We start from the raw sequence: 15,669 nt of genomic DNA, 5'->3' as shown, positions 1-15,669 counted from the left end.
GCCCATTACGGCACTCAGGGACATAGAGAGTTTGTGGTGTGAGTTTGTGGTTCGGATTTTCTGACGACTTCGCGAGACGAGCGATTGAAATGAAGTGCACCTGCTTGGCCAGCGGGATGGTAGCCCCGGACGGCCGGGGCTACCAGGGAGCCTAGCAACAGTTAGATGACGACGAAGTCAGCGGCCGTCATCTTCAGGTGAGCGTCGAGTTTGGCGAACTTGATCGCCGCGCCGCTGCCGGAGCCGTCGGCATCGTATGACAGATCGCCCGTCTTGCTGTTGTAGATAACGCGGTCGGTGGAATCCAAGGCTTTCTTGCCGATCACGAACTTGCTGGCCGCCAGGGTTCCCGTCGATCCGAGCTTGGTGAAAACCGAGTCGTTGAGACAGATGCGATCATCCGGTGGCTTGAAGTCGGTGATGGTATCGACGTTGTCCGAGCCCAGTTTCGTGTCGAACATGAAGGCGTCCTTGCTTGCGCCACCCGTGAGGATGTCGCTGCCGCCCTTGCCCCACAGGTAATCTTTTCCGCCCTTGCCATCGATCTTTTCGACGGCCGTCGTGCCAATCAGCTTGTTCTTACCGTTGTGTCCCGTAATCGCTCTCATAGACGTCGGTGCCGAGGTAAGGGTCGACAGGGGAGTGAGGGGCGGTTCAGAACCTCCCAATCCAAATTCGAACACGCCGAGGTCTGCGGTTGCGCCGAGATAGGCGCGGCCGCTGACGGCGACGCCCTTGTCGATGAGGTCGCTGGAGCTGGCCAGGTGCAGGAAGGCGCTTTGCGGCAGGGAGCCGTCGGCGGCGCGGGCGGCCACGGCGGAGCTGCTGTCGAGCGACTGGAAGTCGGCGCTGGAGAGCGACACGCCCAGGTCCCAGGAGTTGTGGTCGGCCGTGCCGGTGGTCTTGAGCTTGCCGGTCCCGTACGAGATGTTGTTGCGGAACACGTGCCCGGCCGCGGCATCGAAGTAGAAGTTGTAGATGCCGTTGTTGTAGGCGGTGTTGTTGTAGAGCGTCAGCTTGGACACGCCGCCGTTGCTGCCGTTCTCGTCAAAGCCGTTCATCTTGTTGCCGAAGGCCACGTTGCCCTCGACCACGTGGGCGCCGGCGGTCGAGCCGGAGCCGTCGCGCACGCCGCCGAGCTTGAAGCCGTTGCCGTCGCCGCCGGGCTTGCCGTCCACGGTCCAGCCATTGCCCCAGGCCCAGTTGTTGATCACCTTGAGAGCGCCGGCCTTGGTGCCGTTCTGGATGTTGTAGAAGTCGTAGCCGTCATCCGAGTTGGCCCAGGCGCGGGTGCCCTCGAGCACGTTGCCGCTGCCCGTGGTGGCAACCTGGAAGCCGTCGGCGTTGTCGAGGTTCAGGTCCTGGTTGTGATGGGAGTCGATGTTGCGCAGCAGGTTGTTGGCGCTGGAGCCGAACAGGGACACGCCCTTGCCCTCCCACTGCGACAGGCGGCCGTTGTGGTGCACGTCGAGGTTGTCGAAGACGTTGCTGTTGGACGCGCCCTTGATCAGCAGGCCGCCTTCGGCGCCGTTGCGGATCTCCAGGTTGGTGACGCGGTTGAAGGACACGCTGTCGAGGCTGAGCACGTAGCCGGCGGCGCCGCCCTTGGTCATGGCCGCGCCGTCGAGCACGGCCTTCTCGCCGGGTGCGCTGGTGATGGTGATCGGGGCGGCGGCGGTGCCGTCGTTAGTGAGCTTGAGGCCGGTGGTGAGCTTGTAGACGCCGCCGCGCAGGTAGATGGTGTCGCCCGGCTTGGCCAGGCTGTGGGCGTGTTGCAGGGAGGCGAACGGCTGCGCGGCCGTGCCGGCCCCGCTGTTCGACCCAGTCGTCGACACGTAATAAATCGTCATCTCTGAATTTCCCCTTGTCATTCAGGATTGTTCAAGCGGATGGAATAGTATTAATTTACTAAACTCGTTGCTGATGCTTGTTTATGATCCGCGGGGGAGACATTATCTGAGAATGTGTCCTGTTTATGTCCTGCATAACAAGATCGTGATTATGGCTTTTGCTGCCAACATACTGACAAATATGCGGCAATATCCTGCCACCGCTCAGCGGTGGGAATCTCATCTCCATTTCGAAGACAGAACGAATTGGTGAGTGTTGTTGAGGGGCTTGCCTGCCTCACTCACAATGCACGAACCCATCCTGGCAGGGAGCACGGCATTGGTGCCGGCCGAACGGCTGACATCATGGCCATCAGCAATCTTTGAAAATTCGTGCACCCCTGCCGCATAACGCGGCCTCGTCTCGAGAACCTGTTCGGCTGCCGACGTCATCGTCCTCATGCCCACTCGGCTCGAACAGAGTGCCTTCCTCGAGCTGGCGCTAAGTCGATCCTGCGGGGATGACAGCTCTTCTCGAACTGCTGCTTGGGCCGGGACTCCGGAGCGCTGAACGTGCATCGCATTGCTCTCGCCACCAACCGATTCCGGTGGCATTCAAGGTGCTTTAGCTCCTCAGCCGCGGCCGCGATCTCACAGGGAGAACGGCAAGATCGCATTTGGACACAGGGCAATGCCCGTACCTCGCCCTGCGATGGCAAAGGTCATACGGCCGACGTGTCGGGTGCACCATTCCTTCTGCAGGGGATCAGTGTCGAGGTCTCTCCCGCGACCGGGTGACATTCTCAGCGTCCGGCTCCGGTTTGCAGGCAACCGATGGGTTCCCGCAGGCGCATGAAGACTTCTCGCTGGAGCCGACGACCCCGCGCGAGCTGCGTGGCTTTTCCGACAGGTCGATCATGACCTGCTTTCCGGAGATGGGGTCGAGAACGGTCATCGATCGTCTTTCAATCTTCCGGCTGCACATGCCGTATCCACGCTTGGAAAACGGCCTCGTGCCCGCTCCGTTCAGGCTTGCCGACGCATCATGTGCGCTGGAGCACGAGGGAGTGCTGAATGGCCGCGCTAGGTCGGATCAAGCGCTTCGGGAGGGATTCCGGCAGATCACTCCGGACAACGCAGCACCGCTCAATGCGGGCGACGTGCGATGATCCAGACCGCATGGACGATGCCCGGAATATAGCCAAGGATCGTCAGGAGAATGTTGAGCCAGAACTGGCCGCCCAAGCCGACGGTGAAGAACACGCCGACCGGGGGAAGCAGGATCGCCAGGAGGATACGCAGAAGGTTTGCCATGGGATCGCGACGAGAGGTGAAGCCATGGAAAGAACGGCACCGCGGCCGTTCCGTTCCGGGCCTGATCGCCGTGACGCGATCACGAAAGCATTAGTACGGTCAGCGATCCCATTTGATGCCGAGAGCACTGGTGACGAGCCGGTCGATGAGCACCGGCGCATCAGCCGCCATGCGCTCGATTCCCGTCACGGCTTGGCGCGTCATGCGCCCATTCAGAAATGCGTAATCCATCACGATCGCGCTGACGAGCGCGATCACGGTCTTGAAGGCGCGTGAGGCGAGATCTGACCAGGACATGAGACCTCTCAAGGGGAATCGGATCGCCTCATGCCCGAAGGATCCGCCAGGATCAAGCTTTCGCCAGCATCCACTCGTGATCGGGATCGTTATGGAACTTCCAGATCCGCTTCGGGCCCGCCATCACGTTCAGATAATAGAGCTCATAGCCGTGCGGCGCGCCTACCGGGTGATAACCCCTTGGCACCAGCACCACGTCGCCGTTGCTGGCGGCCAGCGTCTCGTCGAGGGAGCGGTCGTCGGTGTAGACCCGCTGAAGCGCAAAGCCGGTCGGCGGGTTGAGACGATGGTAATAGGTCTCTTCCAGCAGCGACTCAGTCGGCAGCATGTCTCGGTCGTGCTTGTGCGGCGGGTAGCTCGACCAATGGCCCGAAGGCGTGATGACTTCCACCACGAGCAGGCTCTCTGCGGCTTCGGTCTCCGGCAGGATGTTGCGCACGTGGCGCGTATTCGTGCCCTGGCCGCGCGTCTCTTGGCCAACCTGATCGGGACGGATCACACGAGGGGGGAGCTTTCCCTCGGCGGGCGCCGTGCAGACAGCGATCTCACAATCGGTCTGCGTCTCAAGTGACCACTCGGAGCGGGCAGGCGCGTAGAGCGACCACGGATCCGGATCGAACGGCGACGAGCGTCCGCCGATCACGCCGAAATCCTGCCCCGAGGCCGCCACGCGGGCCTTGCCCGACAGGAGCACGACACAGGCCTCCCGATCCCCTGTCGCCTGATGGAGGCTCTGCCCGGCCTTCAGCTGGTAGACCTCGAATCCCACATAGGTCCACCCGGCGGAGTCCGGCGTGATGGCGTGGATGCGCCCCTGGTGATCGGGCTTCGACGGTTTGACGAGAAGATTCGCCATTGCATTCTCCCTTATCGCAGGCCGGCTTTCCTGAGGAATCGCGTCAGATTGGCATAGCCCATCTTGGCATAGGTCAGCGGATGCGCCTTCTTCGGATCCTGCTCCGCCTCGATCACCACCCAGCCGCTGTAGCCGGGCAGTTCCTTGAACACCGAGACGAAATCCACCATGCCGTCGCCCGGCACCGTGTAGACGCCTTCGATGACGGAATCGAGGAAGCTCCAGCCCTGCGCCCGCGACTTCTCCATCACGTCCCTGCGGACGTCCTTCGTGTGCACATGGCTGATGCGGCCGCGATAGCGACGGGCGAGCGCGGCCGGATCCGCGCCGCCCCAGGTGGCGTGGCCCGTATCCAGCAGGAGATGCACGGCCTCGCCGGTGGAGCGCATGAAGGCGTCGATGTCGGCCTCCGATTCCACGATGGTGCCCATGTGGTGGTGATAGACGACGCGCACGCCTTCCTGCAGGGTCCGCTCGGCGACCTCCGTGATGCGGCGCCCGAACTCGGCCCAGTCGCCGTCCTGCATGACCGGACGCTGCGACAGAGGCTTGGAGCGGTCGCCATGGATGGCATTGGAGGTCTCGGCGAAGACGAGCACGTCCGAGCCCATGCCCTTGAGAAGATCGAGATGCGGGCGCAGCGCCTTCATCTCCGCCTCGGCATCACGCTTCAGCAGCTCGGCCGAATACCAGCCCGAAACGCACGCGAGGCCGAAGGGCGCCAGCGCCTTCTTGAGGGCTTCCGGCTCGCGCGGGAACTTGTTGCCGAGCTCCATGCCCTCGAACCCGGCCTCCCTGGCTTCTGCCAGGCACACCTCCAGGGGCGTCTCGCCGCCGAGTTCCGGCATGTCGTCATTGGACCAGCCGATGGGATTGGCCCCGATGCGGATCGTCATGTTCGTCTTCCTCTGTCCTGGTCAATCGCCCACGCGCTGAGTGGCGAGAGCCGTTTCGTAATCCCTGCGGGCTTTGTTCACCTGCTCGCGCACCGACACTTCCGGTACCGCTACATCCCACCAATGGCCGCCGGCTTCGGTCGAAGCGAGCGGATCGGTGTCGATGACGATGACCGTGCTGCGGTCCGCGCCGCGCGCCTTCTTGAGCGCATCCTCCAGCTCGCCGATGCCCTTCACCTTGATGGATTGCGCGCCGAGCCCGGCCGCATGGGCGGCAAAGTCGATCTCGGGAAGGGTCACGTGATTGGTGTGCTGCAGCAGGTTGTTGAAGCTCTCCCCGCCCGTAGCGCGCTGCAGGCGGTTGATGCAGCCGTAGCCGCGGTTGTCGAGCAGTACGACGATGAGCTTGTGCCCCAGCATCACTGAGGTGGCGAGCTCCGAATTCATCATGAGGTATGAGCCGTCGCCCACCATCACGATCACCTCGCGGGACGGATCAGCCATCTTCACGCCGAGCCCGCCTGCGATCTCGTAGCCCATGCAGGAATAGCCGTATTCCATATGGTAGCCCAGCGCCGCGCTCGCCTTCCAGTGTTTGTGCAACTCGCCCGGCAGGCCGCCGGCTGCACAGACCACCACGTCGGTCGGCGACGAGGCGCGCTGAACCGCGCCGATCACTTGCGCGTCCGACGGAAGCTCCGCGTTGGTTGGGTTCGTGTACCGGGCTGCAGCATCGAACCAACGGGCCTTTTCGTCGTGGGCTTTGGCCGTCTGCTCTTCCGGCGCCGTCCAGGCGCCGAGCGCGTGGCTCAATTCCTCAAGGCCCACGCGCGCGTCGGCCACGAGCGGAGCCGCACTGTGCTTGGTCGCGTCGAAGGCCTGCACGTTGAGGCCCACGATGCGCCGCTTCGGGTTCTTGAACAGGGACCAGGAGCCCGTGGTGAAGTCCTGCAGGCGCGTACCTACGGCGATCACCACGTCGGCGTCTTCGGCGAATGCATTGGCGGCGCCCGTCCCGGTCACGCCGATCGCGCCGAGATTGGCCGGGTGGTCGTGGGGCAGGCTCGACTTGCCGGCTTGCGTCTCACCCACCGGAAGGCCGTGCTTCTGCGCGAAATCCGCCAGGGCGCTCTCGGCGCCCGAGTAGAGGACGCCGCCGCCCGCCACGATAAAGGGTTTCTTGGCCTTGCGGATGAAATCGGCCGCCTGGGCGAGCTCGGTCTCGTCCGGACGGATGCGGCGCTGCGTCCAGATCTTCTCCGCAAAGAAGCTTTCCGGGTAGTCGTAGGCTTCGGCCTGCGTATCCTGGCAGAGGGCGAGCGTCGCCGGGCCGCATTCGGCCGGATCCGTGAGCACCGTCATGGCGCGCTGCAGCGCGGGGATGATCTGCTCGGGACGGGTGATGCGGTCGAAATAGCGGGAGACTGGCCGGAAGCAGTCGTTCGCCGAGATTGTGCCGTCAGCAAAGCTCTCGATCTGCTGCAGCACCGGATCCGGTCTGCGGTTGGCGAAGACATCGCCCGGGAGGAGCAGTACGGGCAGGCGGTTCACATGGGCGACGGCCGCAGCCGTCACCATGTTGGTGGCACCGGGGCCGATGGACGTGGTGCAGGCCATCATGCGCCGCCGCCGCGAGGCCTTGGCGAAGGCGATGGCCGCGTGCGCCATGCCCTGCTCGTTATGGGCCCGATAGGTCGGAAGCTGGTCGCGCACCCCGTGCAGGGCCTCGCCCATGCCCGCCACGTTGCCGTGTCCGAAGATGGCCCAGACGCCGCCGAAGAGCGGCAGGATCCGTCCGTCGATCTCCGTCTTCTGGGCCGTCAGGAAGCGGGCAACGGCTTGCGCCATGGTCAGGCGGATCGTGCTCATGCGTGTACCTCTCGAATGGCGTCGCAAGGTGTTCAGGTTTTCGCGGTCATGGGAAGAGGACAGAGCCTTCCGCGGGCTTCATCCTTGGTATTAGGCGGCATTCACCTGGTCCGAGACGCGCTGCCACGCGTCGACGAGGCGTTGGAATCGGGAGGCCATGTCGCTGACGGCCGCTTCATCCGAGATCTCGCCCTTGAGCCAGCGCCGGGCCGCATCGTTGAAGATGGTGCGGCCGACCGCAAAGCCCTTCACCTGCGGCTCCTTGGCGGCGGCCGCGAAAGCGGCTTCCAACTCGCTCTCGGGCGCCTCAAGGCCAAGCAGCACGATGCCGCGGCAGTAGGGGTCGTTGCGGGTGATGACCGCCCCGATGGAATGCCACGCGGCTTCGTCCCGTTGCGGTTCGAGCTTCCACCAGTCGGGTCTGATGCCGAGATCGTAGAGCCGCTGCAGGATGGCGGCCACCGTGTCGGTTCTGAGCGGCCCATGCTTGCCCGCGATGATCTCGACGAGCAGTTCGCGCCCGATGCGGCGCGCGGCATCATGGAGCCGCAGCAGATCGCGCTCCTGGCGCTCCTTCAGCTCCGTCGGATCGTCCGGGTGGTAGAAGCACAGGCACTTGATGGTGTGCCCCACCGGCCATTCCACGAGCTTCGCGCCGAGTGAGCCGCCGCCCTCGAAGTCGAGGGGGCGCGAGCCGGGCAGTTCCACCGGCCTCCCGATCCAGAACGGGTGATCGGCGGCGCGAAACAACGCCTCGCGGCCATAGGTCCCGTCGATCAGCATACCGAAGCCGGCGCGTCCGTCCGCCACGCGTGCAGCCGCCTCGACGGCGAGAACCTTGAAGTCGGGAATGCGCTCGACCGGCGCGCCGATCTCAGTCGCCATCGCTTCCAGCTGCATGCGGTGGTCGATGGCGAGCGCCATCAGCGTCTCGCTTTGAGGCCGGCGCGTCGTCGCCCAATGGATGTGGTTGATATCCTGGTCGAAGCGCAGCGCCTTGTGGCGGCTGCCGGTTTTCAGGAAATGCTGCAACTCGGGGAAGGTGGGGATCTCGGGTGAGCAGAGCAGGCGCGACACAGCGAAGGCGCCGCTCGCATTGGCATAGGCGCAGCACGTCTCGAGCGGCTCGTCCCGCAGCCATCCCCGCAGGAAGCCGGACAGGAAGGCATCGCCGGCGCCCAGCACGTTGTAGACCTCGACCGGGAAGCCAGGCCCCGTCACGCCATCATCGAGCGCGTCCGGGATGTCCCCCGGAAACACCACGCAGCCCATGGGACCGCGCTTGCACACGATGGTGGCCTTCGAGATCGCCCGGATCGCCCGAATGGCGGACAGCGTGTCCTCGGACCCGCCCGCGATATGCAGTTCCTCTTCCGTGCCGACCACAAGGTCGCAATCGGCCAGGATCGGCTTCAGGTGCTCCGTCACCGCATCGGAGCGCACATAGCGGGATTCTCCCGCGCCATGGCCGAGGAGGCCCCAGAGGTTGGGGCGGTAATCCACGTCGAACACCACCTTGCGGCCATTCGCCTTGGCGATTCGGATCGCCTTCTTCTGCGCGGCGGCCGTTGCTTCCCGTGAGAAGTGCGTGCCCGTCACGACGATGGCCGTTGCAGAGGCGATGAATCCCTCGTCGATGTCATCCTCGTTGAGCGCCATGTCGGCGCAATTATCGCGATAGAAGATCAGAGGAAACGAAACCTGGTCCCGTACACCCAGGATCACGAGCGCGGTCAGCCGCTCCTTGTCGATGACGATGCCGTCTGTAGCGACGCCCTCGCGCTCCATCTGTTCGCGGATGAAGCCGCCCATGGCCTCGTCGCCGACCCGGGTGATCAGCCCGGACTTCAACCCGAGCCGCGCCGCGCCGATGGCGATGTTCGCCGGACAACCGCCGACAGCCTTGGAGAAGGAAGCCATGTCCTCCAGCCGTCCGCCCACCTGCTGGCCGTAGAGATCGACCGAAGCGCGACCAATGGTGATCACATCCAGGCCTGGCTTCATGCTGTTCCTCCCGCTCCCGGTCTTGTAAACCGTGTAAGAGCCGCGCTCGGCTCTTGCCGTTATAGAATGTTTATTCTATTAGCAGCTTATACTGGAATATCAATTCCAAATTCGACGTAAGCCGGCAAAGGATCAGGGGGAAACATGATCAGAATCGCCGTATTGGGCGCTGGCCGCATCGGCCGCATTCACGGTCGCAACGCCGCAAGCCATCCGGACGCCCGCCTTGTGGCGGTGGCCGACCCGCATGCGCCCGCCGCGCAGGACTTGGCGGCCGCCACGGGAGCCGAGGTTGCCTCGCTCGACGCGATCGTCGAGCGTTCCGACGTGGACGCCATCCTGGTCTGCACGCCGACCACCACCCACGCCGACCTGATCGAGCGCGGCGCACGCGCCGGCAAGGCAGTGTTCTGCGAGAAGCCGGTCGATCTGTCGAGCGCGCGCATCGAGGCTTGTCTTGCCACGGTCGAGAAGGCGGGCACGTCGCTCATGATCGGCTTCAACCGCCGCTTCGATCCGAATTTCGCGTCGCTGCGCCGTCGTCTCGCCGATGACGAGGTTGGCGAGGTAGAACTGGTCACGATCCTCTCCCGCGATCCCGGCCCGCCGCCGGTGAGCTACATCGCAACCTCTGGCGGTCTATTCCGGGACATGATGATCCACGATCTCGACATGGCCCGTTTCCTGCTGCTGGGCGATGAGCCGGTGGAGGTCCATGCGGTCGGCTCATCCCTCGTCGATCCGGCGATCGGCCAGGCGGGCGACGTCGACACCGCCGCCGTCATGCTGAAGACCGCCAAGGGCCGGATCGTACAGATCTCCAATTCCCGCCGCGCCACCTACGGGTACGACCAGCGCATCGAGGTCCATGGGTCCAAGGGCATGATCCGGGCCGGCAACGTCCACCGCACCACGGTCGAGGTGGCGAACGCCTCGGGCATCACCGCCGATCCGGTGCAGGATTTCTTCCTGGAGCGCTATGCCGAGGCCTATCGCGACGAACTCGCTACGTTCCTGAACGCGATCCGCGACGGCAAGCCGTGCGACCCCACCGGCCGGGACGGGCTCATGGCCCAGCGCCTGGCCGATGCCGCGACAGAATCGGCGCAATCCGGAAAACCCGTACGGTTGTAAACAAAGGGGCGCCGCGGCGCCCCTTTTCATATCCGCGCGAGGACGCGGCCCTGTCAGCTCTCCGCCCGCTTCTCCGCCGTGCCGACGGCAAGCGCCATGGCCAGGGCGAAGGAGGCGGAGAGCGACCGGAAGGCGCCGAAATCCGCTTCCGCGACCTCGAGCCAGACATCGGCATTCGTCACCAGCGGGCTGAAGGCCGAATCTGTGATCGCGACCACCGGCACGTCGCGCTGCGCGGCTGCCGCCGCGAGATCGGCCGTGACCGGCGCGTAGGGTGTGAAGCTGATCGCCAGAACAGCGTCGCGCTTGGTCGCAATGGCGAGCTGCTCGGGGCCGAGCTGTCCGACATGGTCGATGAGGATGGCCCGGATGCCGAGCTTTCCGAAGGCATAGGCACAATAGGCGATGACCGGGAACACCCGCCGGGCGCCGAGCAGGTAGACGGTATCGGCCTTGGCCAAGGTCTCGATGGCCCGGGCCAGCTCCTCGGGGCGCACGGAGGCCCGCATCCGGTCCAGGGAGACGGCGGCCGCACTGGTGAAGCCGTCGAGCAGGGACATCGCATGAACATGATGCCCATCGGCATCGCGCAGGCTGCGGAGCCGCTCGCGATAATCCGGAAACCGCTCCCGGAGACGGTCCCGGAAGATCTGCTGCAGATGGGAGAAGCCGTCGTAGCCGATGCTCTTGGCGAACCGCACCAGGGTTGAGGGCTGCACGCCGGCATGCTCGGCGATGCCCGCAACGGTTCCGAAGGCCATGTCCTCGGGGTGTTCGAGGGCGAAGGCGGCAATCTGCTTCAGGCGCTTCGGCATCGCCTCGCGGCGGCTGAGCAGGAGCACGCGAAGGCCGTCATAGTCGTCCGGCGTTTCCGCCACCGCCGCTTCCGCGCTGCCCATGCTGTCCTCGGTTTCCATCGCAGGCCTCTTGACGCCAGATCGGCCTTGACACCGATCCTACAAAAATGGAATAAAAATTCCAATATAGAAACAAAAAGGTTCTGACGTTCCGTTTCGGCGGACGATCGGATCGGCAGAGGGAACGCTGTACGGACGGTGATTCGCCCTTCGGCTCATTTGTTTTCTCTCTGCCCGTCGAGGCAAGCGGCAAGGCCGCGGCGGCGGCCGCAGCGCACAGGCGTTGTGGCACCCGCATGAGAACCATCTGGGAGGAAGAACATGAGATCCATCATCACCGGTCTGGCTGCCGCGGCAGCTCTGGCTCTTGCCGCCGCCACCCCGGCCGCAGCGCAGCAGAACGCCCGCATCATCGTCGTCAGCCACGGTCAGGCCAACGATCCATTCTGGTCCGTGGTCAAGAATGGCGTGGCGGCGGGCGGCCAGGACATGAAGGTCCAAGTCGATTACCGGGCGCCCGAGACCTTCGATATGGTCGCGATGGCCCAGCTCATCGACGCGGCCGTCAACCAGAAGCCCGCCGGCCTCATCGTGTCGATCCCCGATGCCTCGGCGCTCGGCCCGTCGATCCAGAAGGCGGTCGCGGCCGGCATCCCGGTGATTTCCATGAATTCGGGCTCCGACGTGTCGAAAAAGCTCGGCGCGCAGCTCCACGTGGGGCAGGACGAAGTCGAGGCCGGACGCATCGCCGGTGCCAAGCTCAAAGAGATGGGCGGCAAAGTCGGCCTGTGCGTGAACCAGGAGGTCGGCAACGTGTCGCTCGACCTGCGCTGCAAGGGCTTCACGGAAGGCTTCGGCGGCAAGGTGACGGTCCTGCCCGTTACGAACGATCCGGCCGACGTGCGCGCCAAGGTGAAGGCTGCCATCTCGGCGGACGCCTCGGTCGACACGGTCCTCGCGCTCGGAGCCGGCACCGCGGGCGAGCCTTCGGTCGCGGCCGTCAAGGAAGCCGGCAAGACCGGCGCCATCCGGGTCGCCACGTTCGACATGTCGGCCGGGTTCCTCAAATCGGTGGCGGCCGGCGAAGCGGTCTTCGCCATCGACCAGCAGCAGTACCTTCAGGGCTACCTGCCCGTGGTGTTCCTGGCCAACTATGCCAAGTACGGCCTCATGCCCGGCGGCAACGTGCCGTCCGGTCCGAACCTGATCACCAAGGAAAAGGCCAGCCAGGTGATCGATTTGTCCGCCAAGGGCATTCGCTAAAACAGCTCGTTGGAGCCCGCGGCCATGCTGGTTGCGGGCTCCTCTGTTTCACGGATTCATTGGGGAGACGCTCATGGTCGACACCACTCAGCCGACCGCTGATCTCGCACCGGCGACGGCCGTCAAGAAGATACAGGACGAGCGTCTGCGGGAGGTCTCACTCCTGACCAGGATCATGCGGCGGCCCGAACTCGGCGCCCTGGCCGGTCTCGTCCTGGTCACGATCTTCTTTCTCTCCACGGCCGATGCCTCGATGTTCACGCTCGCAGGCATCATGAACATTCTCTCGCCGGCCGCGCAGCTCGGAATCCTGGCTATCGCGGCGGCCCTCCTGATGATCGGCGGCGAGTTCGATCTCTCCATCGGCTCCATGGTGGCCTTCACCGGCCTCGTCTTCGGCGCCTTCATCACCATCAGCGGCTGGCCGCTCCTGCTCGCCATCGCGGCCACCCTCGTGGCGGCGGCGGTGCTCGGCGGCCTGAATGGCCAGATGGTGATCCGCACGAGGCTGCCCTCCTTCATCGTCACCCTCGCCTTCCTGTTCATCCTGCGCGGTCTCTCGCTCGTCGGATTGAAGTGGGCGACCGGTGGGTCGACCCAGATGCGCGGCATCGGCGATCAGGCGGGGGAGGGGCTCGTCCGCGAACTCTTCTCGGGCGTCGCCTTCGAAGGGGTGTTCTCCTGGCTCGCGGCGCACGATGTCATCGCCAAGTTTCCGAACGGGACGCCGACCGTCACGGGTGTGCCGATCTCCATCGTCTGGTTCGTTCTTTTCGCCTTGACGGCCACCTGGCTTCTGCTGCGCACGCGGGCCGGCAACTGGATCTTCGCGGCCGGCGGCGATGCGAACGCGGCGCGCAATTCCGGCGTGCCCGTGGACCGGGTGAAGACGGGCCTGTTCATGCTCACCGCCTGCGCGGCCGCGCTGGTTGCCATTCTCACCGTGCTCGACGCGGGCTCGACCGATGCGCGGCGCGGCTTCCAGAAGGAGTTCGAGGCCATCATCGCGGCGGTCATCGGCGGATGCTTGCTCACCGGCGGCTACGGCTCGGCCGTCGGAGCCTTCTTCGGCGCCATCATCTTCGGCATGGTGTCCATCGGCCTCACCTATACGCGGTTCGACTCCGACTGGTTCCAGGTCTTCCTGGGAGCCATGCTGCTGCTCGCCGTGCTGTTCAACAACTTTATCCGGCGCAAAGTGACGGGAGAACGCTGATGGACAAGGAAGCTCCCCTCATCGACATCCGCAGCCTCGTCAAGCATTTCGGCTCGGTGATCGCGTTGTCGGGCGTGTCGCTCACGGTCCAGCGCGGCGAGGTCATGTGCCTGCTGGGCGACAATGGCGCCGGCAAGTCGACGCTGATCAAGACCCTCGCGGGCGTGCACAGGCCGACGTCGGGCGAGTTCTTCGTCGAAGGCCAGCCGGTCGCCTTCACGAGCCCGCGCGATGCCCTCGATGCAGGCATCGCGACGGTCTACCAGGATCTTGCGATGATCCCGCTCATGTCGGTCACGCGCAACTTCTTCATGGGCCGCGAGCCGGTAAAGGGCATCTGGCCGTTCCGCAACGTGGATTTCGACCATTGCGACGAGGTCACGCGCGAGGAGATGCACAAGATCGGCATCGACGTGCGCGATCCCCATCAGGCGGTCGGCACCCTGTCGGGCGGCGAGCGCCAATGCGTGGCGATCGCACGGGCGGTCTATTTCGGCGCCAAGGTGCTGATCCTCGACGAGCCGACCTCGGCGCTCGGCGTGGCGCAGACATCCATGGTGCTGAAATACATCCATCAGGTGCGCCAGAAGGGCCTCGGCGTGATCTTCATCACACACAACGTGCGCCACGCCTATGCGGTCGGCGACCGCTTTACCGTGCTCAACCGCGGCAAGACGCTGGGAACGTACAGGAAGTCCGAGATCCAGATCGACGAGCTGCAGAACCTCATGGCCGGCGGCAAGGAGCTGCAGGCGGTGTCGGAAGAACTGGGCGGCATGGTCTGACAGCGAGGGCTGCCTTGTCTTGAGTGCACAAGCCTCGGATGTCATGGCCGGGCTTGTCCCGGCCATTCCGGTGCTGAAGAGCGGTGTGCTTCATGCAATCGAGATCACCGGCACAAGGCGGGTGATGACAAAAGAATTAGTTTCCCGGCCAGGTTCACTGGATGCGGATCGAGTTTTGTTCGTGAAAACTAGGAGCAGGACGGATGACGGCACTCGGGATCGGTCTCATCGGCACGGGCTACATGGGCAAGTGTCACGCACTCGCCTGGAATGCCGTTGCGGCCGTCTTCGGGGATGTCGAGCGTCCGCGCCTCGCAGTCCTGGCGGAGGCCACGCCGGAGCTCGCCGAACGGAAGGCGCGTGAGTTGGGGTTCGCGCGCGCGACGGGCGATTGGCGATCACTCATCGCCGATCCCGCGGTCGACGTGGTGTCGATCACGACGCCGAATGCCTTTCATCCCGAGATGGCCATCGCCGCCCTGGAGGCAGGCAAGCATGTCTGGTGCGAGAAGCCGATGGCCACGCGCCTGCCCGACGCGGACAGGATGCTGGCAGCCGCCCGCGCGTCCGGCAAGGTCGCAGCCCTCGGCTACAACTACATCCAGAACCCCATGGTCCGCCTGATCGCCCGTCTCCTCGGGGAGGGCCGGGTTGGCGATGTCAACCACGTGCGCATCGAGATGGACGAGGACTTCATGGCCGACCCGGAGCAGCTCTTCTATTGGAAGAGCGAGGCGAGTTCCGGTCACGGTGCGCTCGACGATTTCGGCGTCCATGCGCTCAGCCTGATCTGGACCCTCTTCGGCGGCGTGCGCCGCGTCTGCGGGCATATGGCCAAGCCTTATGCCGATCGCCCGCTGAAGGATGGGGGGCGCCGGGCGGTGGAGACCTACGACATCGCCACCACCCTGATCGAGCTCGACAATGGCGCCTCCGGGGTGATAGCGCTCAACCGCTCCGCCTGGGGCCGCAAGGGGCGAATTTTCATCCAGATCTTCGGCTCGAAGGGCACCATCGTGTACGATCAGGAGCGCATGAACGAAGTGCAGCTTTATACGGTCGACGGAGCCAAGGAGACGCAGGGCTTTCGCACCATCCTGACCTCCCCGCATCACCCGCCTTATGATAAATTCGTTCCCGCGCCGGGGCATGGGCTCGGTTTCAACGACCTGAAGATCGTGGAGTGCCGGGAACTGATGCGCCGCATCGCCGGAGAGGCCGCGCATCTGATCGCGTTCGAGGAGGGCCTTCGCATCGAGCGGGTCGTGGATGCAATTGCGCGAAGCGCGCATTCCGGCGTGTGGGTGGATGTTCCGGCCGTTGGAGACAGACAAGCCGCTTGAGGAGGT

The 15,669-nt window shown here is 64.6% G+C and carries 14 protein-coding genes; 6 read left to right on the top strand and 8 right to left on the bottom strand.

Annotation, left to right across the window (positions count from 1 at the left end):
- Positions 1-161 precede the first annotated feature (161 nt).
- On the bottom strand, positions 162-1,850 hold the full coding sequence (locus HPT29_RS24100) for a right-handed parallel beta-helix repeat-containing protein (protein ID WP_259060335.1): 1,689 nt from the start codon (positions 1,848-1,850) through the stop codon (positions 162-164).
- 773 nt (positions 1,851-2,623) lie between these two features.
- On the opposite strand from HPT29_RS24100, the gene HPT29_RS24095 reads away from it, so the two are divergent.
- Entirely contained in the window at positions 2,624-2,998 is a 375-nt protein-coding gene (locus HPT29_RS24095; RefSeq protein ID WP_173946663.1) for a hypothetical protein, read from the top strand.
- On the opposite strand, the gene HPT29_RS24090 is transcribed toward HPT29_RS24095, so the two are convergent.
- The 6 genes from HPT29_RS24090 to HPT29_RS24065 form a co-directional block, all read right to left on the bottom strand.
- Positions 2,976-3,143 carry a YqaE/Pmp3 family membrane protein gene (locus HPT29_RS24090; RefSeq protein ID WP_173946662.1) on the bottom strand — a complete coding sequence of 56 codons (168 nt, stop codon included), beginning with the start codon at positions 3,141-3,143 and terminating at the stop codon, positions 2,976-2,978. The two genes, HPT29_RS24095 and HPT29_RS24090, sit on opposite strands and share 23 nt — an antisense overlap.
- Positions 3,144-3,242: 99 nt before the next feature.
- Positions 3,243-3,440 (bottom strand): hypothetical protein, encoded by a 198-nt coding sequence (locus HPT29_RS24085; RefSeq protein ID WP_173946661.1) that lies wholly within the window; start codon positions 3,438-3,440, stop codon positions 3,243-3,245.
- 52 nt (positions 3,441-3,492) lie between these two features.
- On the bottom strand, positions 3,493-4,296 hold the full coding sequence (iolB, locus tag HPT29_RS24080) for a 5-deoxy-glucuronate isomerase (protein WP_173946660.1): 804 nt from the start codon (positions 4,294-4,296) through the stop codon (positions 3,493-3,495).
- Between the two features lie 11 nt (positions 4,297-4,307).
- On the bottom strand, positions 4,308-5,192 hold the full coding sequence (gene iolE, locus HPT29_RS24075) for a myo-inosose-2 dehydratase (protein WP_173946659.1): 885 nt from the start codon (positions 5,190-5,192) through the stop codon (positions 4,308-4,310).
- A gap of 21 nt (positions 5,193-5,213) precedes the next feature.
- Positions 5,214-7,061, bottom strand: coding sequence for a 3D-(3,5/4)-trihydroxycyclohexane-1,2-dione acylhydrolase (decyclizing) (gene iolD / locus HPT29_RS24070; RefSeq protein ID WP_173946658.1), 1,848 nt, complete (start codon positions 7,059-7,061; stop codon positions 5,214-5,216).
- A 90-nt stretch (positions 7,062-7,151) separates the two neighbouring features.
- On the bottom strand, positions 7,152-9,065 hold the full coding sequence (locus HPT29_RS24065; RefSeq protein WP_173946657.1) for a bifunctional 5-dehydro-2-deoxygluconokinase/5-dehydro-2-deoxyphosphogluconate aldolase: 1,914 nt from the start codon (positions 9,063-9,065) through the stop codon (positions 7,152-7,154).
- Positions 9,066-9,209: 144 nt separating this feature from the next.
- Between HPT29_RS24065 and iolG the strand changes: the two genes are divergently transcribed.
- Positions 9,210-10,199, top strand: coding sequence for an inositol 2-dehydrogenase (gene iolG, locus HPT29_RS24060; protein WP_173946656.1), 990 nt, complete (start codon positions 9,210-9,212; stop codon positions 10,197-10,199).
- 53 nt (positions 10,200-10,252) lie between these two features.
- Here the strand turns inward: iolG and HPT29_RS24055 are convergent, their stop codons facing one another.
- Positions 10,253-11,116: a MurR/RpiR family transcriptional regulator gene (locus tag HPT29_RS24055; RefSeq protein ID WP_371823185.1), complete on the bottom strand. Its 864-nt coding sequence runs from the start codon at positions 11,114-11,116 to the stop codon at positions 10,253-10,255.
- 261 nt (positions 11,117-11,377) lie between these two features.
- Between HPT29_RS24055 and HPT29_RS24050 the strand changes: the two genes are divergently transcribed.
- The 4 genes from HPT29_RS24050 (at position 11,378) to HPT29_RS24035 (ending at position 15,663) form a co-directional block, all read left to right on the top strand.
- Positions 11,378-12,319, top strand: a complete 942-nt coding sequence (locus HPT29_RS24050; protein WP_173946655.1) for a sugar ABC transporter substrate-binding protein — start codon at positions 11,378-11,380, stop codon at positions 12,317-12,319.
- Between the two features lie 73 nt (positions 12,320-12,392).
- On the top strand, positions 12,393-13,535 hold the full coding sequence (locus HPT29_RS24045; protein ID WP_247654464.1) for an ABC transporter permease: 1,143 nt from the start codon (positions 12,393-12,395) through the stop codon (positions 13,533-13,535).
- A complete protein-coding gene (locus HPT29_RS24040) occupies positions 13,535-14,320 on the top strand; it encodes an ATP-binding cassette domain-containing protein (protein WP_173946654.1) in 786 nt (261 codons plus the stop codon). Before HPT29_RS24045 ends, HPT29_RS24040 begins: the two co-directional genes overlap by 1 nt.
- Before the next feature lie 203 nt (positions 14,321-14,523).
- Positions 14,524-15,663 (top strand): Gfo/Idh/MocA family protein, encoded by a 1,140-nt coding sequence (locus HPT29_RS24035; RefSeq protein ID WP_173946653.1) that lies wholly within the window; start codon positions 14,524-14,526, stop codon positions 15,661-15,663.
- Positions 15,664-15,669: the final 6 nt, after the last annotated feature.

It is taken from the genome of Microvirga terrae, assembly GCF_013307435.2.
Taxonomy (GTDB): Bacteria; Pseudomonadota; Alphaproteobacteria; order Rhizobiales; family Beijerinckiaceae; genus Microvirga; species Microvirga terrae.
The sequence above is the reverse complement of the archived record's forward strand: the minus strand, read 5'-3'. Positions and strand labels throughout refer to the sequence as shown.

Excerpts from the sequence above, each read along its gene's own strand:
- HPT29_RS24040 (WP_173946654.1), top strand. The coding sequence starts at position 13,535 with ATGGACAAGGAAGCTCCCCTCATCGACATCCGCAGCCTCGTCAAGCAT.
- iolD (WP_173946658.1), bottom strand. The coding sequence starts at position 7,061 with ATGAGCACGATCCGCCTGACCATGGCGCAAGCCGTTGCCCGCTTCCTG.
- HPT29_RS24100 (WP_259060335.1), bottom strand. The coding sequence starts at position 1,850 with ATGACGATTTATTACGTGTCGACGACTGGGTCGAACAGCGGGGCCGGC.
- iolB (WP_173946660.1), bottom strand. The coding sequence starts at position 4,296 with ATGGCGAATCTTCTCGTCAAACCGTCGAAGCCCGATCACCAGGGGCGC.
- HPT29_RS24045 (WP_247654464.1), top strand. The coding sequence starts at position 12,393 with ATGGTCGACACCACTCAGCCGACCGCTGATCTCGCACCGGCGACGGCC.
- HPT29_RS24035 (WP_173946653.1), top strand. The coding sequence starts at position 14,524 with ATGACGGCACTCGGGATCGGTCTCATCGGCACGGGCTACATGGGCAAG.
- iolG (WP_173946656.1), top strand. The coding sequence starts at position 9,210 with ATGATCAGAATCGCCGTATTGGGCGCTGGCCGCATCGGCCGCATTCAC.
- HPT29_RS24055 (WP_371823185.1), bottom strand. The coding sequence starts at position 11,116 with ATGGAAACCGAGGACAGCATGGGCAGCGCGGAAGCGGCGGTGGCGGAA.
- HPT29_RS24065 (WP_173946657.1), bottom strand. The coding sequence starts at position 9,065 with ATGAAGCCAGGCCTGGATGTGATCACCATTGGTCGCGCTTCGGTCGAT.
- HPT29_RS24050 (WP_173946655.1), top strand. The coding sequence starts at position 11,378 with ATGAGATCCATCATCACCGGTCTGGCTGCCGCGGCAGCTCTGGCTCTT.
- HPT29_RS24090 (WP_173946662.1), bottom strand. The coding sequence starts at position 3,143 with ATGGCAAACCTTCTGCGTATCCTCCTGGCGATCCTGCTTCCCCCGGTC.
- iolE (WP_173946659.1), bottom strand. The coding sequence starts at position 5,192 with ATGACGATCCGCATCGGGGCCAATCCCATCGGCTGGTCCAATGACGAC.
- HPT29_RS24085 (WP_173946661.1), bottom strand. The coding sequence starts at position 3,440 with ATGTCCTGGTCAGATCTCGCCTCACGCGCCTTCAAGACCGTGATCGCG.